Source organism: Janthinobacterium sp. 1L-D-8-B-C4, from assembly GCF_057291295.1.
Window position 1 is genome coordinate 497,238 of sequence record NZ_JBXAVX010000002.1, and the last position, 21,297, is coordinate 518,534.

The window sequence follows — 21,297 nt, forward strand, 5'->3', positions numbered from 1 at the left end:
TCAAAGATGAAGCAGGGATGAAGTCAACTGATCACGTTGCGCACGAAGTGCAGCGGCTCCTTGCCCAGGTTGACATAGGCATAGGCCTGGGCGCTGCTGAAGACCACGAAGTCTCCGGCGCGGATGGTGCGCGGCGCTTCGGTCTCCAGCGTCAGTTCGCCGCTCAGTACCCAGATCATTTCGCTGAAACCTGGTCCATCGGGCAGGGCATCGTAGCGCTGCCCCGGTGCCAGCGCCCATCGCCATAATTCCACCTGCCTGCTGACCAGACGTCCCGTAATGGACGGGAAGAATGGCGCTCACTCGACTGACGCGGAACTCTCGCATAGAATCATTGCTCTGAATCACTCAAGAGATAGCCATGTCAATCCGTAAAGCTCTTCCCACCGACAATTCGGGTGCCAAGGCTGTAGTACAGAAATCATTGGCTTCTTTCGGTTTGATCGCGGATTTTGACACCTTGGATGCTGCCATTGGCGCGCTTGGCCAAGCCAGCACCCCTAACGAAATCGAATTGGTGGCAGAGGTAGATGGCAAACTGGTCGGCTGCCTTGCAATTCAGCGTAGGGAGGGGGCTGTCGCCAAGTTGTTCGGCTTCCACGTCGATGGGAGCATGCAGGGACAGCGCATCGGCCGAGCGCTGTTGTGCCGGGCGATAGCACAGGCCGTTATCCATCATTTCAATCGACTGGAACTCGAGACCTGGGGCAACATGGAGGCTGCGGTTCACTTGTATGTGTCATTGGGATGGGTTCGTGGCCCGGACCCACTACCAGACAGCGGAGCGGACCGCTTTTACTGCTTGGCATTAGTTAAGTAAAACCCGCTTTAATCAGCGCCTCCCGCCTTGGTCGATTACTGGCAAACTGAAGGGTTGCAATGGGGCCAATGCAGCCGCCGATGCAGCCGCTAGATTTTCACCCTGGCAAGCTGCTATGCTGGGCCGAAAGGCCGGGTTCGGCCAAAAGAAGCCTTCACAAAAGTGAGCAGAACGACTAGTAGTTGTTATGCACCTTCGTAAAAACCATTAAACGCCATAGGCTTACATGATGACTCAGGCTCCCGTCGCACTTGTTACTGGCTCGACTTCGGGCATCGGCGTGGCAATTGCCCGCCGGCTTGCAAGTGAGGGATATTCAATCGTATTGCATTCACGTAATTCGGTAGAGGCTGGAAAGTTGCTCGCGCTCGAACTCGGATCGGCAATTTATGTGCAAGCTGATTTGGCTGATGATGGTGACAGAGTACGACTGATCCGCGAAGCCATAGGGGGATGGGGGCGTTTGGATGTTTTGGTGAATAACGCAGGAATCAGCCGTGTTATTGCCCACGACGATTTGGCTGCTGCGACGCCCGATGTGTGGCATGAACTCCATGAAGTAAACGTCGTTGCTCCTTTTCGTTTGATAGCTGAGGCTGAAGCGGCATTGCGTGATTCGAACCGCTCCGGTCGACCCGGCTGCATAGTCAACATAAGCTCACATGCTGGCGTGCGCCCGAAAGGGGCATCGATTCCATATTCAGCGACGAAGGCGGCCTTGAATCATATGACACGGCTACTCGCGGTTTCACTTGCGCCCGACATCCGGGTAAATGCGGTCGCCCCAGGGTTGGTCGATACACCACTTACCGCGGATTGGACTCAGGCGCAGAAACTCTGGAAAGAGCGTTCGCCGATGCGCCGGGCTGCCAGCCCGGCAGACATTGCCCAAGCCGTTGCGATGTTAGTTGCATCGGACTATCTCACAGGTGAAATCCTGCTATCAGATGGCGGATTGAATCTTACGTAGTGTGCTCGTCGTCAGGAGTGGTCTGCGACATCAAGTTCAGCTGTTAGATAGCTTTTGCGACGACAACAATCGGCCAAAAGCAACCATCCGTGTTCGATACAAAGATTTTCCGGGAGAATGAATGCTGGACCCAACAATCAAGCTCCATGACGTTGTCAGGATCAGGGAGTTGTTGCAGCCAGTCCGTTCTGAGCTGAGGGAGGGCGCCGTTCGTCAGCCACAGGTTGGTGACGTCGCATGGGTCATCGAGATTTACAAAAATCCACCGGGATACGAGCTGGAATGCAGCGACAAGAACGGAAACACCGAGTGGATGCAAGCATTCTCGACGGACAAAATCAAACTGGAAAAGATAGTAAAGCTCTAGTACACCCATAGCCTCCGATGTCCGCCTTGAGGCTAAAACGGTCGATCGAGCAGGTATGGAAAATCGTGCGCGTTGTGTCAAACCTTGTTGTTCGCGCACAGGTTGATATCGCGGCGCTGCAAACCGCCACCTCACAATTCCACGGCTTGTTCGGCAATAAATTCCCTGAACCACCGCTGCGCCGGGTGGTTGTCGCTGCGCCGGTGCCATATCAGGTGAAACACGATTTCAGGCAGCGCCAGCGGTGGCGCAAACAGCGTCAGGCCATGGCTCGCCTGCGCCTGCGGCGCCACGCGCTTGAGGATGGTGGCGGCCATGCTGGTGCGCGCGACAACCGCTGGCACGGCGAATAGTTGCGGCAAGGTCAGGGCGAGCTTGCGCTTCAAGCCCTGTTGCGCCAGCGCCTGGTCGACCAGGCCGTGCAACTGTCCTTCGGGTGACACCAGAACATGTTGCAAGTCCAGGTAGCTTGCCAGGTCCATTGCGCGGTTGGCCACCAATGGATCGCTTGAGACGATGGTGACAAATTCATCGCGCAGCAGCGGGCACGTCAGGATGCGCCCATCAGCGCTGCCCGGCAGCACGCCGATGGCAACACCGATCATGCCCGCATCGAGCAGGTCGACCGCCGCGTCGCGGTCGTTGAAGGCCAGCACATTCAGCGACACGCCCGGCATTCAAGTGGCTACCAGACACAGTCTATATGGTATTCATTCCAATAGCACGTGTGCCTTGCCGAGTGTTTTAAGCGAAAGGCCTCATTTCTTGCCGAGAATGTAGTAGCCGATTGTCATGAACAAGCGTTTAAGTGCAGTCCAGGACAGGGGATATTCACTGTCCGGACTGTAGCTGATTTTGTGACAGTTGCCAGCGTTTACTTTCCTGGTGTGGGTGATTGCCAAGTCGCCCCGCCTATCCACCGCAACGCCCCCAGCGACGGCATGAACAGATACTCCCCGCCGCGCAGCTGGTTGAAGGTCGTCACGCCATCGACGCGCCGGCGCACCGGCACTTGCGGGATCGTGAATGTGCCGGGTTTGTCCTGCAGCCCCACCACCGGATCGCGTTCTTCCGCCAGGTCGATGAAGTTGCCGCGGTTGATCCATTCCTGCTGGAAGAATTCGATGGTGTCGCAGGCGCGCGCGCTGATAAAGATAAAGAAGATACCGCGCTCGCCGTTGTCGTCTTTTGCGCTCAAGGTGCGTTGCCATTTCGGGCCAAACGTCGATGAACGGCGGATGATCCGGTGGATATTCACGTCGGTCATGATCGTCAACTGGCTGTCGCGCGGATTGAGGCGGCGCATATGCGACGCGTGCGGGCACATCAGGCCGCGCGGGTCTTTCGAGAAATCGAAACCGTTGTTGCGCGCGGGGTCGGCTCCAAGTTCCGGATCGTCGTGTTCCGGCGCCAGGGTTAACGGCGCGCCGCTGCGCCAGCGGCCCACCATCTTGGCGCCCAGCAGTTCTTCGGCGGCTTCATCCTGGGCCTGGCTACGGATATAGTCATTGAAGGCGCCGACGTGGCTCTCGTATTTGCGCAGCACCACGAACGAGCCGTTCCTGCCCAGCTCGGGCGGCTCGGGCATCGCCACTGGCGTGCCCGTTTCGCTGTTCTCGCCGAGGATGAATTCACCGGCGGCGATCGAGCGTTCCTGGCCGGGCAGGGGCTCGACGCCGCTGCCGGCCACGAATGGCTGCGAAATCGAGTCGCGAAAGCCAAACGGATTTTTTGCGTCGGCGTCGGCGCCAAAAGTGTGCTGACCCACCAGGGTCACGCCTTTGGCGCGCTCCAGCTCACCCATCGCCTTGCCCAGCGCCACCTCGAGCGCCGCTTCGTCGCGGGCGTAGATGGTCAGCGCGATATGGCAGGTGCCGGGCTGGAAGGCCTCGTCCCAATGTTCGGGCGCATTGCTGCCAAGGTCGCGCAATTGCTCGGCGCGCCCGGCCATGCCTTGCTGGAAGGGCAGTGGAAAACTGGCCAGCGACGCCTCGGGCACGCCCAGCGCCTTGAGACCCTGGAAGCTGATGGCCATGCCCATCCAGGCATCGCGGTCATCGGTCCAGCCGGCGGCCGACGGCACATGCTCCGCCATGCGCAGCAGCAGGTCGCGTCCACCTTCTGCCTCGTCGACATGCAGCATGGCGTGGATACCCACGTACGGTTCGGGGCGGGAGCGCAAGATCAGCGCCTGGATATCGTCCAGCGCCAGGGTCACATGTTCGCGCGTGAAGCGCGCTTTCAAATCGGTCAGGAATGCCATCAGTAATCCACTCCTTCCGGCTGCGCCAGGGCAAGGCTCAAGGTGTCGAGCGCCTTGCGCGTGGCGTCGTCCTGCGGTGGGTGCGCCGCCATCTGGTCGAGGAATACAGTCAGCGCCTTGTCCATGCGCTGGAAGCGGCGCGTGTCGACTACGGTGACCTGCGGATTGGCGACAAACCAGCCGGCCGCGTCGATCTGGTGGCCGGCGATAAAATCTTTTACTGCCGGGCTGTCGATGCCGGGCCAGCCTTCGATATTGGCAAACAGCAGGTCCATCAGCTCGGGGATCTTGGTGGCGAAATCGTTGATGTAGCTGTCCCAGTCGCCATCGTAGGTGGTGGCAAACAGGATGCGCGTGTCGTTGTCAAAAAAGACAAAGCGCATGTCGTGCAGGGTAGAGACGCGCTGCGCGCCGTCCATATTGCCGTTGGTCAGGTCGAAAATGCGGCGCAGGCGTTCGGCGCCGCCCGGTTTCAACGGCGCGATCGCCGTCAGTTCCGATACGTTGCCGGACTGCTTGCCGACCCTGCCGGCCGAATTGGAGGTACCCTTCAGGTCGGGATTATGCTTGCGCACCATCGCTTCGAGCGCGATTTTTGCCAGGTGTGGGGCGTCGTGGGCGACGGCGTCGACCTGGCGGCGGATTTTTTCCAGCATGGTTTCGTCGGCCAGGCGCGGGTCTGGATTGTGGTCGGTCATGGTGTGTCCTTTAGTCGGGAATATCGGAAGATTGCGCAGGTTCGACGCGCGGCTGCGCGTTCATCGCATGGCGGAAGGTGGTCGAGCGTTCATAGGCGCTGCGCCGTATGCGCATGATGCCGCCCAGCGGCCGGTGCGCGGCGACGCCATTCCACGGATTGAACGACAGCACGTCGTCGCCATACACCTGGCGGGCGGGGTTGGCGGTGGCTTGCGGCGCAAAGCGCAAGGTGGCGATCGGCCGCTGCGGCGACAGTTCCTCGGGCCAGGCGATGGCCGCGTCTTCCACCGGCATTTTGTCCAGGTCCGTGCACAGCTGCGCGCACAGGGTGTACTCGGCGCCGTGTTCGGCGAAGTGTGCGGTAACCGCCTCGCGCAGGCCAGCGTACTGCACGTCATCGATTGCCTGGCCGGTCAGGCTGGTCACGCTGTCCGAGCTTGGGTGCAGCGACAGTTTGGCGATATGGCTGCCGAAGCGGATCGCCGCCTGCGTATGGTAGGTTTCGCCCAACGGATGGTGGTTGTCGCGCGCCAGGCCATCGAGCGTCGCGCCGGGCGTGCCGCCCAGGCTTTCGACCACCTGCTTGGCGCCGTGCGCGGTACCGGCCACCAGCCGCTGGAAGGTGTCGGGCGCGTGCGAATTGGCTTCGAGCAGGGCCAGCATGCGCTTGTATTTCGCAATGGTGCCGAAGGCCAGGGCGGGAAAGTTCACCATCAGGAAGTCCTGGTTGCTGCCTTTGATGTCGGGCGACAGGCGTTCGCCGTCGACTGCGATGATTTTCAAAGCAAAGCCGCGCGCGGCCGGGATCTCGTCGGAATGAATATCGCTGGGCGCGGACGACAGGCGCGCCACCACCTGGTAAGTGCGCGGCTGTGCAAACACGCCCTGGCGCAGTTCGTCGGGCAGGCCGGCATGCACGGTCAGCTCGCCCTTCAGCAAGCCGTTCGACTTGGCGTGCGCATCGCGGATCGCATGGCGGTGGCGCTCGAACGCGCAGCGCGACGAGGCGGCCATGGTCTCGACGATTTCGGTGGTGAGCCTGGCTTCATCGTCGGCGATGACTTCGATATCGGGGGTATAGGGTATCGGATGCAAGTGGTCCTCGAAATGGAAAATGTTGAAAATAAAAGAACGATAGTGCTTTTTATATTTAACAAAATACCATTTTTTCGCGCCACCCTGCGTACGATTGCACGACGATCAATGTCGCTGGCATGGGAGCTGCGCGCGATTTTCAATAACTTTGTCGTTTTTAACGTGACGGGCCTTCATGATTTGCATCGCCGACCTGTAAAGTGGCGGGTGGACCCGGATATGCGGAGTGAGCTGGGTCTTGTCGCCGGCTGGCCGGCTGTATTTGCAAGAAAAAAGGAAGTATCCGACATGGCATTAAAAGAGTCCGTGCTGTCACGGCCCGCGATGAGTTCTGCCGTCACCATCACTTGTGCGCTGGGGCTGCTGTATTTTGGCCGCCCGGTGCTCGAACCGCTGGTGCTGGCATTGATTTTGAGCCTGGTGATCTCGCCGCTGATTCGCGTCTTCAATCGCTGGGGACTGGGCTTTCTCACCTCGACCGTGGTGTCGCTGCTGCTGGTCGGCGCCTCGGTGGCGGCGGTGGGTGCAGTGCTGGCGCTGCAACTGGTGTCGGTGACGAAGGAATTGCCACATTACCGTTCGGCGATCCACACCAAGATCGAGCGGATACAGGAGCTGACCGAACGCCCGTTCATCCGCCTCGCCGCTGAATTGAATGCGGTGTCGCCGCTGCAAAAGGGCAGCGGACACGCGCCGGCGGCCGGCTTGCCGCGCAATGCCATGCAGCCGATACCGGTCGAGATCCGCACGCCGGCGCCGGCCGCGCGCGATACGGTGGCGCGGTTTATTTCCGTCATTTCCGGGCCGGTCGGCGAAGCGGGGCTGGTGTTCGTGCTGCTGGTATTCATTTTGCTGGAGCATGAGTCGCTGCGCGAGCGCGCGGTGCGCCTGGCCGGGCAGGGCGATGTCAGCCGCACCATGCGCACCCTGGTGCATGCCGCCGAAGGCGTATCGCGGTTTTTCTTTTCGCAGCTGGTGGTCAACATCATCTTCGCGCTGACTGTCTCGCTGGGCCTCTGGCTGCTGCAGGTGCCGCACGCGCTGCTGTGGGGTTCGCTCAGCGGCCTGCTGCGCTTTGTGCCCTATGTCGGCGCACTGGTGGCGGGGCTGGCCATCACCTTGTTTGTCGCGGCGATCGATCCTGGCTGGACCCTGGCGCTATCGTGCATGGCGCTGTTCGCCGTGCTGGAAATCATCGTCGCCAACATCGTCGAACCGAAGGTGTATGGTCACAGTTCCGGCCTGTCGCCGCTGGCCGTGATCGTCTCGGCGCTGTTCTGGGGCACCATGTGGGGGCCGGCCGGCCTGCTGATCTCGACGCCGCTGACCTTGTGCCTGGTGGTGGCGGGGCGCCACATCCGCGCGCTCGAAGCGATTACCATCCTGTTTGCCGACACGCCCAGCGTAAACGATGCCGAGCGTTTCTATCATCGCGTGCTGGCCGGCAGTTCCACCGCCATCATCGAGCATGCGCATGCCTACCTGCGCCGCAACAGCTTTGCGCGCTACTGCGACCATGTGCTGCTGCCGGGCCTGGACATGGCGCTGAACGACCGCGCGCTGGGCCTGATCGACCAGCCGCAGCAGGATCGCATCCGCAGCACCGTCATCGCCCTGGCCGACACCCTGGCGCGCGACGCCAACGGCAGCCGCCATGGCGCATGGCGCCGGCGCAAGGTGTCGCTGGCCGAAGCGAATATCGGCGCGCACCTGCGCCATGCCCGCGAAGAGCGCCTGGGCAGCTTCCAGGGTTCGCTCGACGTGCCGCTGCACTCGGTGATCTTGTGCGCCAGCCTGGCCAATGACCGTGACGAGTTTCGCACCGAACTGCTGGTGCTGGCGCTGCGCGAAGTGTGCAGCGACGTGCGCAGCATCGTGCTTGGCGAGCCGCAGCCGGAGCCGGTCACCGAAAAGGGCGGCCTGGTAGGCACCGCCTTCATCATGTATCCCCACGAAACCGCGCTCGACGAATGGCGCACGCTGGTCGACGAGCTGCGCGAATATCTGCCTGACGCCACGCTGGTCACCATCCGCCACCGCAGCGATGTATCGCTGGCGCACCAGGCGGCGGTGGAGCAGAGCGTCGATATCGTGCTGCGCTCGTTCGAGGAAGGCCTGGCGTTTGTCACGCCGAAAAAATCCGCTGCGGCAAAGCGCTGAACCGCGTGGCTGGCGGAACCGGTCTATCAACCATGCAACCATGAAAAAAACAAACACGGCCACCATGATCGGCCTGCTGGCCATCTTGCTGTGGAGCGCGATCATCGGCTTGCTGCGCAGCGTCACCGAGCACCTGGGCCCTACCGGTGGCGCCGCCATGCTGTATAGCGTGGCGGCGCTGTTCTTGTTGCTCTCGGTGGGGTGGGTCAGGTTGAGCGCCTTTCCACGCCGCTACCTGGCCTGGGGCAGCCTGTTGTTCGTCACCTACGAGCTGTGCCTGTCGTTGTCGATCGGCTACGCGCACACGGCCCGGCAGGCGATTGAGGTGGGCATGGTCAATTATCTGTGGCCGACGTTTACCATCGTGGCCGCCATCGTCTTCAATCGGCAGAAGACCAATTTTTTGATCGTCCCGGGCTTCTTGCTGTCGGTGGCAGGCATTTGCTGGGTGCTGGGTGGCGAGCAGGGTTTTGACGCCGCCGGCATGCTGGCCAACGTGCGCGACAACCCGCTCAGCTACGGCCTGGCGTTTGCGGGGGCGATGATCTGGGCCGCGTATTGCACCGTGACGGCGCGCATTGCCGGTGGCGCCAACGGCGTGACGCTATTTTTCATCCTGGTGTCCGCCAGCCTGTGGATCAAATACCTGGCCGGTGGCGGCGGCCATATGGAATTTAGCGGCGAGGCGGTCGTCTACCTGCTGCTGGCCGCCGCGGCCATGGGTTTTGGCTACGGCGCCTGGAACGTCGGCATCCTGCACGGCAATGTCACCATCCTGGCCGGCGCCTCGTATTTCACCCCGGTGCTGTCGGCGGCACTGTCGAGCTTGCTGCTGCGCGCGCCGCTCTCCAGCGCCTTCTGGCAGGGCTCGGCGATGGTCTGCGGCGGCGCCATTTTGTGCTGGCTGGCGACGCGCACGCGCCGTGCCAGCCGCAGCGGGCAGGTCATCGACTGAGGCGCAGCCAGCCCATCAGCCAGCCATCAACTCCAGCTGCGCCGACCCCAGTCCATCCGCCGTCGCCGTGACGGTGATCTTGCCGGCCGTCTTGCCCGGGCGGACATATGCCATCGCCTTGCCGTGGTAGCTATGGCGGCGGCCGCGCCGGAAGCTGTCGGCGTTGTGCGGGTTGCCGCTGCCGACGGCTGCCAGGTCGCCGCCGGTGACGGCAAAGCTGATGCGTATCACGGCGTCGGGCACGAGATTGCCCTGGCGGTCGACCACCTTCGCCAGCACATGGGCGAGGGCGTCGCGGCCGGTGGAAAGACTGGTCTTGTCGGCTGTCAGCAGCAAAGCCGCCGGCGCGCCGACCGTGAACAGTTCCTTCCTGCCGATTTCGGCGCCGTTGCGCCATGCCACGGCGCGCAAGGTACCCACCTGGTAGTTGACCCAGAACGAGGCGACGCGCTTGCTGGCGCCGGTCAGCGCTTGTGATGTCAGCAGCATGTCGTTCAGGTACAGATCGACCTTGTCGGCGCCCGCGTAGACATGCACGCGCAGTGCGGTGCCGGCGGCCACGTCCCAGCTCCAGCTTTCCAGCTCGTCGAACCAGCCGAAGGCGAACGCCTGTTGCTGGCGGTTGCCGGAGACGGGGCGTGCCACCGCCATCTCGATGGCGCTCAGGTCCCATACGGCGCGCCGGTACAGATGCTGCGGCGCGCGCTGGCCGATCAGGTCGAAGTCGCCGCAGCCGGCGGCAAACCAGGGATAGGGGCCCCACAGCCCGGCGGCCTGCTTGCCCAGGTCGCGCGACTGGCCCTGGAACGAGGTATCGGTATCGCTGTCCCTGGCGATCAGCTGCGGAATATTCATGCCGGTCTCGCCCATGTAGTCCCAGGCCGACCAGACGAAGTCGCCGATCACGAAGTCATTGTCGGTGACCAGCTTCCAGTGGTCGTAGGCCGAGCTGGCGAAGCTTTCCGACTGCATCCAGGCCTTGTCCGGTACCGCCTGGCGCGCGGCGGCAAACGACAGCTGGTAGTGAATGTCGCCGAGATCCGTGTAGGGCGCGGTGGTGGGCGCATTGAAGGCACCGAAGATGCCTTGCGCCGCGCCCTGCATGATGGGGCGGCTGGCGTCGATGGCGCGCGCCCTGGCGAACAATTCCCGGCCGTGTGGTTCGGCGGCGTTTGAGTCGAAGATCTCGTTGGCGATCGACCAGATGCATACGGCCGGGCTGTTGCGCGACGACAGCATCCAGCTTTCCAGGTCGCGCTGCCACCACTGCGCAAAATACAGGTGATAGTCGTCGGGCGTCTTGGCGACATCCCACATGTCGACGAACTCGTTGATCAAAATCAGTCCCAGCTGGTCGGCCGCTTCCAGGAACTCGCGGCTGGGCGGGTTGTGGGCGATGCGTATCGCGTTATAGTCGCCCTGTTTCAGGATCGCCAGGCGCCAGTACTCCTGGTCGAACAGGCTGATCGCGCCCAGCGGGCCATGGTCGTGATGCACGTTGCCGCCCCGCAGTTTCAACGGCGTGCCATTGAGCAGGAAGCCCTTGCCGCCGTCGACGGCAACGGTGCGGATGCCGAATGTCTCGATCACCTGGTCGGCCACGGCGCCATTGATGATGAGCTGCACGATGGCCGTGCAGAGATGCGGCGTATCGGGCGTCCACGCTGGCGGATTGGCCACCTTCAGGGTCAGGAGCGCGTCTTTTTTCTCGCCAGCGGCCAGGCTTTGTGCGTCGATGCCGGTCTCGGCGAGTTGCTTGCCTTGGGCGTCGAGCACTATTACGCGCACTGCGGGCGAGGCCGGGCCAGTGGAGCGGTTGTGCACGGTCACTTGCGCGGCGATCGTTGCTTCGGCCCCACTCAGTTGCCGCGTCGTCAGGCCCACGCCAAAACGCGGGATGCGCACGCCATTGGCGATGGTCAGGCGGGTGTGGCGGTAAATGCCGGAGCCGGAATACCAGCGGCTGTTGTCGCCCAGGTTCCTGACGCGCACGGCGATAACGTTGTCGCCGCTTTTCAGGTGCGGCGTCAGGTCAAAGCCGAAGGCCGTGTAGCCGTAGGGATGAAAGCCCAGGTGCTGGCCATTGAGCCACACATCGCTGTTCTGGTAGACGCCGTCGAATTCCAGTTCGACCTGCTGGGCCGCACCGGGCGCGAGCGTGAAATGCTTGCGGTACCAGCCTTCGCCGCCGACAAAGCGGCCGGTGGCGCGCCCGCCGCCACTGGCGTTTTTGTCGAAGGGGCCGATGCGCGCAGGCGCGCGGTCTTCCAGCGCGGGGTCTTCAAAGTAGAACAGATGCGAGGGCTGGGCCGTGGCGGCACCGTCATCGCTGCCGCCGGGCAGGTCTTCGATGCTCCAGTCGTGCGGCAGGTCGAGCGACTGCCAGCCCTGGTCGGCAAAGCCGGGCAGGGAAGCGGTCTCGCCCGATTGCGCGCCGACGGCAAACAGCCAGCCCTCGTCGAACGAGCGCGTGCGCTGCCCGGAAAACTGCTGCGCTTCTCCCAGCGACGGCGCCGCGTGGCCGCTGCTGCCGCTGCCGCAGGCAGTGAGCAGGGGGTAGGCAGCGGCGGCGGCCGCGATTTGCAGGATGCGCCGCCGGTGCGGCGAGGTCAAAGGTATGGCTGGTGGTTTTTGCATGGGTCTTGTCTCCGTTTTTTATAGGGCGCAGATCAGGGCCTGCGCCGTGCTGGAGAAAAAATCATAGCAGCAGCTATTGTTGTGCAATTGGCCGATGGTTGCGTGGATTAGTCATCGGGCGCGTCGCAATAATTGTTTTTGATGCAAGCAAAATCGCTTGACCTGGCCCGGTGTGCGGCGCTATCGTGCCTGTCGATGTCACCGCCAACATAACGATAAAAGAGACGACATGGGCATGGCAAATAAAACGGTATCGGCCGATCTGGCACGGCGCGGCATGGCCGTGGCGCTGCGCGCCGGTATCGGCAGCGAACAATTCCGTGCACTGACCGGCATTGCCGAACACATGGCCTTGCAGCCGGGTGGACGCATTGCAGGCAGCCATTACACGGCGATGCTGAACGTGCTCGACCGCCTGCCCGAGCCGGGCGACCTGGTGGTGCCCGATGGAGAAGTATGCTGGAGCGATCCGTTTGCCACCAAGATCGCCATCGTCTCGAATGCGCCGAACTTGCTGGCGGCGTTCGAACAGTGCATCGCTTACCGGCCCCTGATCGGCGAGGTCGACGCGATGTCGTTCAAGCGGGCCGGCGATGACTTCGAATTCGAATTTCATCTCGATGGCGAGGCGCGCACTGCGCTGATGGCCTTGAACAGCTTGCATGGCATGCTCAAGCTGGCGCAAGTCTATCGGCCCGCAGCCGCCTTGCAGCCGTTGATCGAACTGACAGGCAGCGAGCCGCCGGCGTGGCGGCGACTGCTGCGCAGCGTGGACTGCCCGGTACGCTTCAACCAGGCGCGCAACCGCCTGCGCCTCTGTGTACCCGGCGCCGCCGATCCTTATGGCCAGCACAATCCCATGTTGTACCAGCTGTTCTGCCACAAGGCGCAGCGTGACATGCGCGCGCTGCGCCAGCGCGATTCGTTTTGCGCCCGCGTCGAAGACTTTCTCGGTGAGCTGATGCTGCGCGAGCAGCAGGGCATGGACGCCGGCGCCTGGACTGCGCCGATGCAGGCGCTGCTGCTCACCTGCCACCATTTTGCGCTGTCGCGCTCGGCCCTGCACAGGCGCTTGCAAAAGGAGGGCAGCAATTTCCAGGCCCTTCATACGCGGGTGCGGCTGGCCGAAGCCAAGCGGCTGCTGGTGCGCGACCGGTCATGCCTGTTCGAAATCAGCGATGCGCTGGGTTTTTCCTCGGCCTCGGTGTTTACGCGTTTCTTTTCGCAACACACGGGCATGACGCCGTCGCATTTCAAGGCGTGCCATTGCCCGTCCTGAATGCTCGGCGCCCTTGCCATGCCCGGGATCGGGCAAGCTGGCAGAAGTTCAGGATAGCCGCCCGGCCATCGCCGCCGATAGCGTCACCGTAAACGGGATGCGCCGCAGGATATCGCGTTCAATGTCGATGCCTTCGGGCGCATCGATCAGCTGCAGGCCATCGGACCTGAGTTCGAACACGGCGCGCTCGGTCACGTACAGCACGGTCTGGCCATCGGCACGCGCGCGTTTGCCGCTGAAGGTGATGTGGCGCACCTGCGGCACCAGTTTCGGTATCGCGCCCGGCGTGACGATGGTGACGATGCCGTCTTGCTGTTCCACCTGCAGTCCCTTGGCTTCGAAGGCGCCGCAGAACACCACTTTTTTTGCCCCTTGCGTGATGTCGACAAAGCCGCCGGGGCCGACGATGTCGGTACCCAGCCACGAGGCGTTGACATTGCCCTCGGCGTCCATTTCACCCATGCCCAGAAAGGCGATATCGATGCCGCCGCCGCTGAAAAAGTCGAACTGGTCAGTCGACTTGACGATGGCACTGGCGTGGCGCGTGGCGCCGAACAGGTGGCCGGGCAGCAGTTCGCCATTGTGCGGCCCCTGTTCGATGACGGTCCAGGCAATGTCCCTGCCTTGCGCGGCGGCGATGGCCGGAATGCCGTCCGGGATGCCGAAGCCGAAGTTGACGCAGGCGCCGGCGCGCAGTTCCTCGCTGGCGCGCCGCGCGATCAGGTAGCGCAGGCCGTCGGGCGGCGTTTGCACGGCGCGCTCCGGCGGCGCCGGCAGCTGGCCGCTGATGGCCGGATCGTAGGGTGAACCGGTGGTCTGGCACTGCTGCGGGTTGACGCAGATGCGGTCGACCAGGATGCCGGGAATGGCGACGTCGCGCGCCGGCGAGATCGGCGCGTCCAGCGCGTCGCGCACCTGGGCAAACACCAGGCCGCCGCTGTTGTGCGCGGCCATCGCGGCGGCAAACGCATCCATGTCTGACGGTTCCTCGCGCTGCGTCAGGTTGCCCTGCGGGTCGGCGGCGGTGCCGCGTATCACGGCGAAATCGACCTTGAACGGGTGATACCACAGCAGCTCCTTGCCGCCCAGCGTCACCACTTCGACGATGTCGTCGACGGCGCGGCTGTTGCACTTGCCGCCGCCGTGGCGCGGATCGGCAAAGGTGCCCAGGCCGATATGCGTCACCAGGCCATGTCGGCCGGCGCCGATTTCGCGCAGCAAAGTCTGGATCACGCCGGCCGGCAGGGTGTAGGCGGCGATCGCATTGTCGTGCGCGAGTTGCTGCATGCGCTTGGACCAGGTCCAGTGGCCGCCGATCACGCGCCTGACCATGCCCTCGTGGGCAAAGCGGTTGATGCCGGAAGCGACGCCGTCGCCGATGCCCAGCGCGTGTACCAGGGTCAGGTCGCGCGGATGGCCGGTGTCCAGGAAGCGCCGTTCGATCGCCGCGCAGATCATGTCCGCCTCGACCAGGCCGCCACCCGAGCCGCTCAATACCACCAGCGCGCCATCGAAAATGGCGTCGGCCATCGCCGCCGCCTCGCACCATGCTGCTGTCTTCATCTTGTCTGTCTCCTTGGGTGTATGTATCGAGATCGCTTGCCAAATCCCGAAACTTGAAGAATAATGATATAACTAGTTAGTTATTTACGCAAGCAGCCAGCAAAAACTGGCGAGTACAACGACAGGAGATACAACATGCATTTGTCCACCGAACACCAGCAAGTGGCCGACATGACGCGCCGCTTTGCCAATGAAGTGATACGCCCGCAGGCCGAGCGGCTCGACCACGAAGAGGCGTTTGCCGGCGATATCTACCGCGAAATGGGCGAAATCGGCCTGTTCGGCATCGCCGTGCCCGAGCAGTACGGCGGCGCCGGCCTCGACTGCCTGGCCTACAGCCTGGTGATGGAAGAGCTGAGCCGAGGCTATGCCTCGGTGGCCGACCAGTGCGGCCTGGTCGAACTGCTGACCACCTTGCTGACGCAGCACGGCACCGAAGACCAGAAGCAGCGCTGGATCGCGCCGCTGGTGCGCGCGCACCAGCGCGGCGCCTACTGCATTACCGAGGCCGGCGCCGGCTCCGATGTGTCGGGCATCAAGACCACAGCCGTGCGCCAGGGCGACGGCTGGCTGCTGAACGGCACCAAGCTGTGGATCCATAACGCGCCGGTGGCCGACGTGGCGCTGGTGCTGGCGCGCACCGATCCGGCCGCCGGCAAGCGCGGCATGAGCATCTTTATCGTCGACTGCCACAGTGCCGGCGTGGCGCGCGGGCCAAAGGAACACAAGCTGGGCCAGCGCTCGTCGCAGGTAGGCGAGCTGCATTTCAAGGATGTGCTGCTGCCGGCGGATGCGCTGCTGGGCACCGAGGGCCGGGGCTTTCACATGATGATGAGCGTGCTGGAAAAAGGCCGCATCGGCATCGCCGCGCTGGCCGTCGGCATCGTGCAGGCGGGCCTGGAGGCCTGCGTCGAACAAGTGAAGATACGCCAGCAGTTCGGCCAGGCCATCGCCGAATTCCAGGCGATCCAGTTCATGCTGGCCGACATGGCCAAGGACGCCGAAGCGGCGCGGCTGCTGGTGCGCTCGGCGGCCATGAAGATCGACGCCGGCCTGGACGCCACCGCCGCCTCGTCGATGGCCAAGTGCTACGCCAGCGACGCGGCCGTGGCGCAGACCTCGAATGCGATCCAGATTTTTGGCGGCAGCGGCTATATCCGCGGCTATGAAGTGGAACGCCTGTACCGTGACGCCAAGATCACGCAGATCTATGAGGGCACCAACCAGATCCAGCGCGTGATCATCGCGCGCAACCTGCTGAAGGCATGAGCATGAGCGCCAGCATGAGCATAACGACCAAAACCGCCATCGTCACCGGCGCCTCGCGCGGTATCGGCCGCGCCACGGCGCTGGGCCTGGCCGGCGACGGCTTCGATATCGCCGCCATCGCCTTCCATGACGCCGAGGCGCTGGCCTCGCTGCGGGCCGAAGTGGCGCAACTGGGCCGCCGCTGCCTGGTGTTCGACCATGATATCGCCGACCTGACCGCGCTACCGGCCGTGCTGGACACGGTCGAACAGCAGCTGGGCGCCATCGATTGCCTGGTCAATAATGCCGGCGTGTCGGTGCTGCGGCGCGGCGATCTGCTCGATGTCGCCGAGGACAGCTATGACCGCTGCTTCGAAGTCAATACGCGCGCCACCTTCTTTTTGACGCAGGCGGTGGCCAAGCGCATGCTGGCGTCGACCGCCCGCGAGAATGTCCATCGCAGCATCGTCTTCGTCACCTCGTCCAACGCGCAGGCGGCCAGCGTCGAGCGCGGCGAATACTGCATGTCGAAGACGGCGCTGCACATGGCCGCGCGCCTGTTCGCGATCCGCCTGGCCGGCGAGGGCATCGGCGCCTACGAGGTGCAGCCCGGCCTGATTCTGACCGAGATGACGGCGCCGTCGAAAGCCAAGTACGACGCCCTGATCGCGCAGGGCATGACGGTGGCGCCGCGCTGGGGCATGCCGGCCGACGTGGCGCGCGTGATCCGCACCATGGCCGGCGGCCTGCTGCCGTACACGGTGGCGCAGGAAGTGCGCGTCGACGGCGGCCTGCTGCTGCAGCGGTTTTGAGGAGCTGCCATGACTGCCCTGCATAGCAAGGACTGCTGCATCAATACCGCCACCCTGGGCTTTCGCGAGCCGCTGGCGGTCAGTGCCCGGCGCATCGCCGATGCCGGTTTCGGCCACATCACGCCGTGGCGCCAGGAAGTCGACGAGCTGGACCCCGAACCGGCGGCGGCCGCCATCCGCGCCGCCGGCCTGCAAACGGGCGCCTATTGCCGCACCATGTATTTCACGGCGAGCGATGCGGCGGGCCGGCAGGCCGCCATCGATTCGAACGCGCAGGCGCTGCGCGCGGCCGCCGTGCTGGGCGCACCGTACCTGGTGGCGGTGGTGGGCGGGCTGGCGGCGGGCAGCCGCGATATCGAAGACGCCCGCCGCCAGGTGCGCGACGGCCTGGCCGCGCTGCTGCCCGTAATGCGCGAAACGGGCGTGCGCATCGCGCTCGAACCGCTGCACCCGGTGTACGCGGCCGATCGCAGCGTGCTCAATACCGTCGACCAGGCGCTGGACTGGTGCGATGCGCTCGACCCGCAAGGCGAGGGCTGGTTCGGCGTGGCGCTCGACGCCTACCATGTGTGGTGGGACCCAAAGCTGTACCCGGCGATCGCGCGCGCCGGCAAGCGCATCATGGGCTTTCATGTGTGCGACTGGCGGCTCGACACGCGCGACCCCTTGCAGGACCGGGGCATGATGGGCGACGGCGTGATCGACCTGCGCGCCATGCGTGGCGCGGTGCGGTGCGCGGGCTATGGCGGCCCGGTGGAAGTGGAGATTTTTTCGCGGCTGGACTGGTGGCAGCGACCACCGGATGAAGTGCTGGCCGCGTGCCGCGCGCGGCTGGAAAGCGTGTGCTGAAGACGCCTGATTGATGTGCTTGCTGAATATGCTTGCCATCACGGCGCACTGCTGTAGAATTCAAGTAACTAACTAGATCGTTATAATGGCGTCAGCCTGAAAACGCAAACCAGACACTGGAGACATTGTGGCAGAAATTCTCTTACCGGGCCCGGATGGCCGCCTGCAATCCCATACCTTGATCGGCACCCCCTGGAGCGTGCCGGCCGCGCCCGCGCAACCATTCAACCGCATCGTGCTGTCGGCCGCGCATGTCGTCGCCGACCCGCTGGCCGATGGCGACGCCATCGACTGGGACGCCACCCTCGCTTACCGCCACTACCTGGCCGGCATGGGCCTGGGCATCGCCGAGGCGATGGACACGGCGCAGCGCGGCATGGGCCTGGACTGGCGCACGGCGCTGGAACTGATACGCCGCACCCGCGCCAGCCTGGGCGACGACAGCGTACCGGTCTTCAATGGCTGCGGCACCGACCACCTTGATCCGGCCGCCACGCATACGCTGGACGACGTCATCGGCGCCTACAAGCAGCAGATGGACGCCATCCAGCAGCTGGGCGGGCGCCTGATCCTGATGGCCAGCCGCGCCCTGGCGCGGGTGGCGACCACCCCCGACGACTACCTGTACGTGTACCGCCAGGTGCTGGCGCATGCCGAGCAGCCGGTGGTGCTGCACTGGCTGGGCGACATGTTCGACCCGGAGCTGGCCGGCTACTGGGGCACGAGCGAACTGACGGCGGCGCGCGATATCGCGCTGGAAGTCATCCGCGAGTCGGCCGCCAAAGTCGACGGCATCAAGATCTCCTTGCTGGACGCGCAGCGCGAGATCGACATGCGGCGCCTGCTGCCGGCCGGCGTAAAAATGTACACCGGCGACGACTTCAATTACCCCGAGCTGATCGCTGGCGACGAAGCCGGGTTTTCGCATGCGCTGCTGGGCATTTTCGACGCCATCGCGCCGGCGGCGGCGCATGCGCTGGCGGCCTTGGCGGCCGGCGAGCGCGAACGCTTCCTCGCCATCCTGGCGCCCACCGTGCCGCTGTCGCGCCATATTTTCAAGGCGCCCACGCGCTACTACAAGACCGGCGTGGTGTTCCTGGCCTACCTGAACGGCCATCAGCAACACATGAAGATGCTGGCCGGCCACCAGGCCATGCGCGCCTTGCCGTATTTCGCCGAGACCTTCCGCCTGGCCGATGCGGCCGGCCTGCTGCGCGATCCGGACGACGCGGTGGCGCGCATGCGGCGCTTTATGTCCTATTACGGCGTGCAGGCCTGAGGCGGCCATGGGCACCGTGCATGCGCGGCGCGATGGCGCGCTGCTGACGCTGACGCTGGACCATCCGGGCAAGGCCAATGCGCTCGATTTCACCATGCTGCAGGAATTCGAGCGCCAGATCGGCATCGTCGAGCAGGACTCCGGCGTGCGCGTGGTGCTGCTGCGCGGCACGCCAGGCGGCACTTTTTCCTCGGGTGCGGACGTGCGCGACTGGGGGCCGCTGCCGCCACGGCAGTTCGCGCGCGACTGGATCGATTTCGGCAACCGCATTTTCGACTGCTTCGAGCGCCTGCGCTGCCCCACGGTGGCGGCCATCGAGGGCGTGTGTTTCGGTGGCGGCCTGGAGCTGGCGCTGTGCGCCGACCTGCGCGTGGCCAGCGCTGGCGCGACCTTCCGCTTTCCCGAAGTGGGCATCGGCGCGATTCCCGGCTGGCAGGGCGGCGTGCGGCTGGCGCGGCTGGCGGGCCGGGGCAGGGCGCTGGAAGCGGTGCTGAGCCTGTGCACGCTGGACGCGGCGCGGGCCGAACGCTGGGGCCTGCTCAACGCCGTCTGGGACGGCGCCGCGTTCGAGCAAGAACTGGCCGCGCTGGCCGCACGGCTGGCGGCGGTGTCGCCGCAGGCGGCGGCGCTGGCCAAGGAAGCGATTTTGTGGAACGCCGAGCCGGGCGAATTCCATGCGGCGGCCGGCGCCGAGATCAAGGGCAGCCGCGACGCCGCCATCGGCCTGCAGGCTTTCCGCGACAAATGCAAGCCTGTATTCTAGTCAAAAACAAACAGTCAATAAAATCAACAGGAGCGAGACCATGAACAAAAGAAGCCTGCCTACCGAGCCACGCCGGTTCCAGATGTATATCGACGGCCAGTTCGCCGACGCCGCCAGCGGCGAGACCATCACCCGCCACAGCCCCGCCCACGGCGTGCCGGTGGCCAGCTGGCCGCGTGCCGGCAAGGACGACACCGAACGCGCCATCGCCGCCGCGCGGCGCGCCTTCGACCATGGCCCCTGGGCCGGCATGGGCGCCGCCGAACGGGCCAAGGTGCTGTTCAAGGCGGCAGACCTGATCGAAGCGCAGGCCGAAGAACTGGGCCTGGTCGAATCGCTGGAAACGGGTAAACCGATCCTGCAGGCGATCGGCGAGATCCACGGCGCCGTCGACGTGTGGCGCTTTGCCGCCGGCGCGGCGCGCACCATGGCCGGCCAGGCCTACGACAATATGGGCGAGCGCATCCTGGCGATGGTGCTGCGCCAGCCGCTCGGCGTGGTGGGCGTCATCACGCCGTGGAATTTCCCCTTCTTCATTCTCTCCGAGCGCCTGCCGTTCATCCTCGCCGCCGGCTGCACGGCCGTGATCAAGCCGGCCGAAGCGACCAGCGGCACCACCGTCATGCTGTGCGCGCTGCTGGAAAAAGCCGGCCTGCCGGCCGGCGTGGTCAATGTGGTGACAGGGCGCGGCAGCGTCGCCGGCCAGGCCATCCTCGACAGCGAGCTGGTTGACATGGTGTCGTTCACCGGCTCGACCGCCACCGGCCAGAAGGCGATTGCCGCCTCGGCCGGCAATATCAAGAAGCTGGGGCTGGAACTGGGCGGCAAGAATCCGCACGTCGTGTTCGCCAACGCCAACCTCGATGACGCGGCCGACGGCGTTGCCTTCGGCATGGCCTTCAATGCGGGCCAGTGCTGCGTGGGCGGCAGCCGCCTGCTGGTCGAGCGCAGCGTGGCCGCCGCCTTTACCGAAAAGCTGGCGGCCAAGATCGCCCGCATCCGCATCGGCGACCCGCTCGACGAAAGCACGCAGGTAGGCGCCATGTTCGACGAAGGCCATATGCACGGCGTGCTGGCGTATATCGAACAGGGCGTAAAGGCCGGCGCCACGGTGGTGTGCGGCGGCGGCCGACTGGAAACCGAGCGGGGTTATTTCGTGCAGCCGACCGTGCTGGCCGACGTGCCCAAGGGGACGCCGCTGCTGCGCGAAGAAATATTCGGGCCGGTGCTGGCGGTCGTGCCCTTCGATACCTATGACGAAGCGATCGCGCTGGCCAACGACAGCGAATTCGGCCTGTCGGCCTCGATCTGGACGCATGACCTGAACCAGGCGCTGCGCGCCTCGCGCGATATCCAGGCCGGCCGCGTCTGGGTCAATACCACGCTCGACAACGGCCCCGAAACCCCGCTGGGCGGCATGAAGCAGTCGGGCCAGGGCCGCGAGGCCGGCCTGGCCGGCATCGAGGAGTACACGGAAGTCAAAACCGTGCATATCAACCTGCAGCCGCGCCAGCACTGGATCAACTGAGGGGAGCGCC

Annotated in this window: 19 protein-coding genes; 12 read left to right on the plus strand and 7 right to left on the minus strand. The window is 64.3% G+C overall.

From position 1 onward, the window contains the following. Window positions 1–23: 23 nt before the first annotated feature. Window positions 24–254 (minus strand): cupin domain-containing protein, encoded by a 231-nt coding sequence (locus AC0Z42_RS05435; protein WP_485467215.1) that lies wholly within the window; start codon window positions 252–254, stop codon window positions 24–26. A 107-nt stretch (window positions 255–361) separates the two neighbouring features. Between AC0Z42_RS05435 and AC0Z42_RS05440 the strand changes: the two genes are divergently transcribed. The 3 genes from AC0Z42_RS05440 to AC0Z42_RS05450 all read left to right on the plus strand — a co-directional run bounded on the left by AC0Z42_RS05440 (window position 362) and on the right by AC0Z42_RS05450 (window position 2,157). Continuing rightward, window positions 362–820 (plus strand): GNAT family N-acetyltransferase, encoded by a 459-nt coding sequence (locus AC0Z42_RS05440; protein WP_485467216.1) that lies wholly within the window; start codon window positions 362–364, stop codon window positions 818–820. A gap of 226 nt (window positions 821–1,046) precedes the next feature. Continuing rightward, the gene (locus AC0Z42_RS05445; protein ID WP_485467217.1) at window positions 1,047–1,790 is read left to right on the plus strand and encodes an SDR family NAD(P)-dependent oxidoreductase; all 744 of its coding nucleotides are present in this window, start codon (window positions 1,047–1,049) and stop codon (window positions 1,788–1,790) included. A 121-nt stretch (window positions 1,791–1,911) separates the two neighbouring features. Then, window positions 1,912–2,157 carry a hypothetical protein gene (locus tag AC0Z42_RS05450; protein ID WP_485467218.1) on the plus strand — a complete coding sequence of 82 codons (246 nt, stop codon included), beginning with the start codon at window positions 1,912–1,914 and terminating at the stop codon, window positions 2,155–2,157. A 131-nt stretch (window positions 2,158–2,288) separates the two neighbouring features. Here the strand turns inward: AC0Z42_RS05450 and AC0Z42_RS05455 are convergent, their stop codons facing one another. From AC0Z42_RS05455 to AC0Z42_RS05470, 4 genes are all read right to left on the minus strand, one after another. Beyond that, a complete protein-coding gene (locus AC0Z42_RS05455; RefSeq protein ID WP_485467219.1) occupies window positions 2,289–2,825 on the minus strand; it encodes a LysR substrate-binding domain-containing protein in 537 nt (178 codons plus the stop codon). A 206-nt stretch (window positions 2,826–3,031) separates the two neighbouring features. Beyond that, on the minus strand, window positions 3,032–4,420 hold the full coding sequence (locus tag AC0Z42_RS05460) for a Dyp-type peroxidase (protein WP_485467220.1): 1,389 nt from the start codon (window positions 4,418–4,420) through the stop codon (window positions 3,032–3,034). Next, window positions 4,420–5,118: a hypothetical protein gene (locus tag AC0Z42_RS05465; RefSeq protein WP_485467221.1), complete on the minus strand. Its 699-nt coding sequence runs from the start codon at window positions 5,116–5,118 to the stop codon at window positions 4,420–4,422. The genes AC0Z42_RS05460 and AC0Z42_RS05465 overlap by 1 nt, the downstream gene beginning before the upstream one ends. A gap of 10 nt (window positions 5,119–5,128) precedes the next feature. Next, window positions 5,129–6,214, minus strand: a complete 1,086-nt coding sequence (locus tag AC0Z42_RS05470; protein ID WP_485467222.1) for a catalase family protein — start codon at window positions 6,212–6,214, stop codon at window positions 5,129–5,131. 288 nt (window positions 6,215–6,502) lie between these two features. Between AC0Z42_RS05470 and AC0Z42_RS05475 the strand changes: the two genes are divergently transcribed. Together AC0Z42_RS05475 and yddG are read left to right on the plus strand one after the other, a co-directional pair. Beyond that, window positions 6,503–8,374, plus strand: a complete 1,872-nt coding sequence (locus AC0Z42_RS05475) for an AI-2E family transporter (RefSeq protein ID WP_485467223.1) — start codon at window positions 6,503–6,505, stop codon at window positions 8,372–8,374. 40 nt (window positions 8,375–8,414) lie between these two features. Next, window positions 8,415–9,329, plus strand: a complete 915-nt coding sequence (yddG, locus tag AC0Z42_RS05480) for an aromatic amino acid DMT transporter YddG (RefSeq protein ID WP_485467224.1) — start codon at window positions 8,415–8,417, stop codon at window positions 9,327–9,329. Between the two features lie 15 nt (window positions 9,330–9,344). On the opposite strand, the gene AC0Z42_RS05485 is transcribed toward yddG, so the two are convergent. Next, window positions 9,345–11,966 carry a glycoside hydrolase family 2 TIM barrel-domain containing protein gene (locus AC0Z42_RS05485; protein ID WP_485467225.1) on the minus strand — a complete coding sequence of 874 codons (2,622 nt, stop codon included), beginning with the start codon at window positions 11,964–11,966 and terminating at the stop codon, window positions 9,345–9,347. A gap of 235 nt (window positions 11,967–12,201) precedes the next feature. On the opposite strand from AC0Z42_RS05485, the gene AC0Z42_RS05490 reads away from it, so the two are divergent. Further along, the gene (locus AC0Z42_RS05490) at window positions 12,202–13,245 is read left to right on the plus strand and encodes a helix-turn-helix domain-containing protein (protein ID WP_485467226.1); all 1,044 of its coding nucleotides are present in this window, start codon (window positions 12,202–12,204) and stop codon (window positions 13,243–13,245) included. 48 nt (window positions 13,246–13,293) lie between these two features. On the opposite strand, the gene AC0Z42_RS05495 is transcribed toward AC0Z42_RS05490, so the two are convergent. Continuing rightward, complete coding sequence (locus AC0Z42_RS05495; RefSeq protein ID WP_485467227.1) at window positions 13,294–14,808, minus strand: CoA-transferase; 1,515 nt, start codon at window positions 14,806–14,808, stop codon at window positions 13,294–13,296. A 135-nt stretch (window positions 14,809–14,943) separates the two neighbouring features. On the opposite strand from AC0Z42_RS05495, the gene AC0Z42_RS05500 reads away from it, so the two are divergent. From AC0Z42_RS05500 to AC0Z42_RS05525, 6 genes are all read left to right on the plus strand, one after another. Continuing rightward, window positions 14,944–16,077 carry an acyl-CoA dehydrogenase family protein gene (locus tag AC0Z42_RS05500; RefSeq protein ID WP_485467228.1) on the plus strand — a complete coding sequence of 378 codons (1,134 nt, stop codon included), beginning with the start codon at window positions 14,944–14,946 and terminating at the stop codon, window positions 16,075–16,077. Window positions 16,078–16,091: 14 nt separating this feature from the next. Further along, window positions 16,092–16,868 (plus strand): 3-ketoacyl-ACP reductase, encoded by a 777-nt coding sequence (locus tag AC0Z42_RS05505; protein WP_485467229.1) that lies wholly within the window; start codon window positions 16,092–16,094, stop codon window positions 16,866–16,868. A gap of 9 nt (window positions 16,869–16,877) precedes the next feature. Further along, window positions 16,878–17,717 carry a sugar phosphate isomerase/epimerase family protein gene (locus AC0Z42_RS05510; RefSeq protein WP_485467230.1) on the plus strand — a complete coding sequence of 280 codons (840 nt, stop codon included), beginning with the start codon at window positions 16,878–16,880 and terminating at the stop codon, window positions 17,715–17,717. Window positions 17,718–17,841: 124 nt separating this feature from the next. Beyond that, window positions 17,842–18,996, plus strand: a complete 1,155-nt coding sequence (locus AC0Z42_RS05515) for a dihydrodipicolinate synthase family protein (protein ID WP_485467317.1) — start codon at window positions 17,842–17,844, stop codon at window positions 18,994–18,996. Between the two features lie 7 nt (window positions 18,997–19,003). After that, the gene (locus AC0Z42_RS05520) at window positions 19,004–19,759 is read left to right on the plus strand and encodes an enoyl-CoA hydratase/isomerase family protein (protein WP_485467231.1); all 756 of its coding nucleotides are present in this window, start codon (window positions 19,004–19,006) and stop codon (window positions 19,757–19,759) included. 40 nt (window positions 19,760–19,799) lie between these two features. After that, entirely contained in the window at window positions 19,800–21,287 is a 1,488-nt protein-coding gene (locus AC0Z42_RS05525) for an aldehyde dehydrogenase family protein (RefSeq protein ID WP_485467232.1), read from the plus strand. Window positions 21,288–21,297 lie beyond the last annotated feature (10 nt).

Coding starts and splice junctions, on each gene's coding strand:
- AC0Z42_RS05440 (WP_485467216.1), top strand. CDS start 362: ATGTCAATCCGTAAAGCTCTTCCCACCGACAATTCGGGTGCCAAGGCT.
- AC0Z42_RS05445 (WP_485467217.1), top strand. CDS start 1,047: ATGATGACTCAGGCTCCCGTCGCACTTGTTACTGGCTCGACTTCGGGC.
- AC0Z42_RS05450 (WP_485467218.1), top strand. CDS start 1,912: ATGCTGGACCCAACAATCAAGCTCCATGACGTTGTCAGGATCAGGGAG.
- AC0Z42_RS05460 (WP_485467220.1), bottom strand. CDS start 4,420: ATGGCATTCCTGACCGATTTGAAAGCGCGCTTCACGCGCGAACATGTG.
- AC0Z42_RS05465 (WP_485467221.1), bottom strand. CDS start 5,118: ATGACCGACCACAATCCAGACCCGCGCCTGGCCGACGAAACCATGCTG.
- AC0Z42_RS05475 (WP_485467223.1), top strand. CDS start 6,503: ATGGCATTAAAAGAGTCCGTGCTGTCACGGCCCGCGATGAGTTCTGCC.
- yddG (WP_485467224.1), top strand. CDS start 8,415: ATGAAAAAAACAAACACGGCCACCATGATCGGCCTGCTGGCCATCTTG.
- AC0Z42_RS05485 (WP_485467225.1), bottom strand. CDS start 11,966: ATGCAAAAACCACCAGCCATACCTTTGACCTCGCCGCACCGGCGGCGC.
- AC0Z42_RS05490 (WP_485467226.1), top strand. CDS start 12,202: ATGGCAAATAAAACGGTATCGGCCGATCTGGCACGGCGCGGCATGGCC.
- AC0Z42_RS05495 (WP_485467227.1), bottom strand. CDS start 14,808: ATGAAGACAGCAGCATGGTGCGAGGCGGCGGCGATGGCCGACGCCATT.
- AC0Z42_RS05500 (WP_485467228.1), top strand. CDS start 14,944: ATGCATTTGTCCACCGAACACCAGCAAGTGGCCGACATGACGCGCCGC.
- AC0Z42_RS05505 (WP_485467229.1), top strand. CDS start 16,092: ATGAGCATAACGACCAAAACCGCCATCGTCACCGGCGCCTCGCGCGGT.
- AC0Z42_RS05510 (WP_485467230.1), top strand. CDS start 16,878: ATGACTGCCCTGCATAGCAAGGACTGCTGCATCAATACCGCCACCCTG.
- AC0Z42_RS05520 (WP_485467231.1), top strand. CDS start 19,004: ATGGGCACCGTGCATGCGCGGCGCGATGGCGCGCTGCTGACGCTGACG.
- AC0Z42_RS05525 (WP_485467232.1), top strand. CDS start 19,800: ATGAACAAAAGAAGCCTGCCTACCGAGCCACGCCGGTTCCAGATGTAT.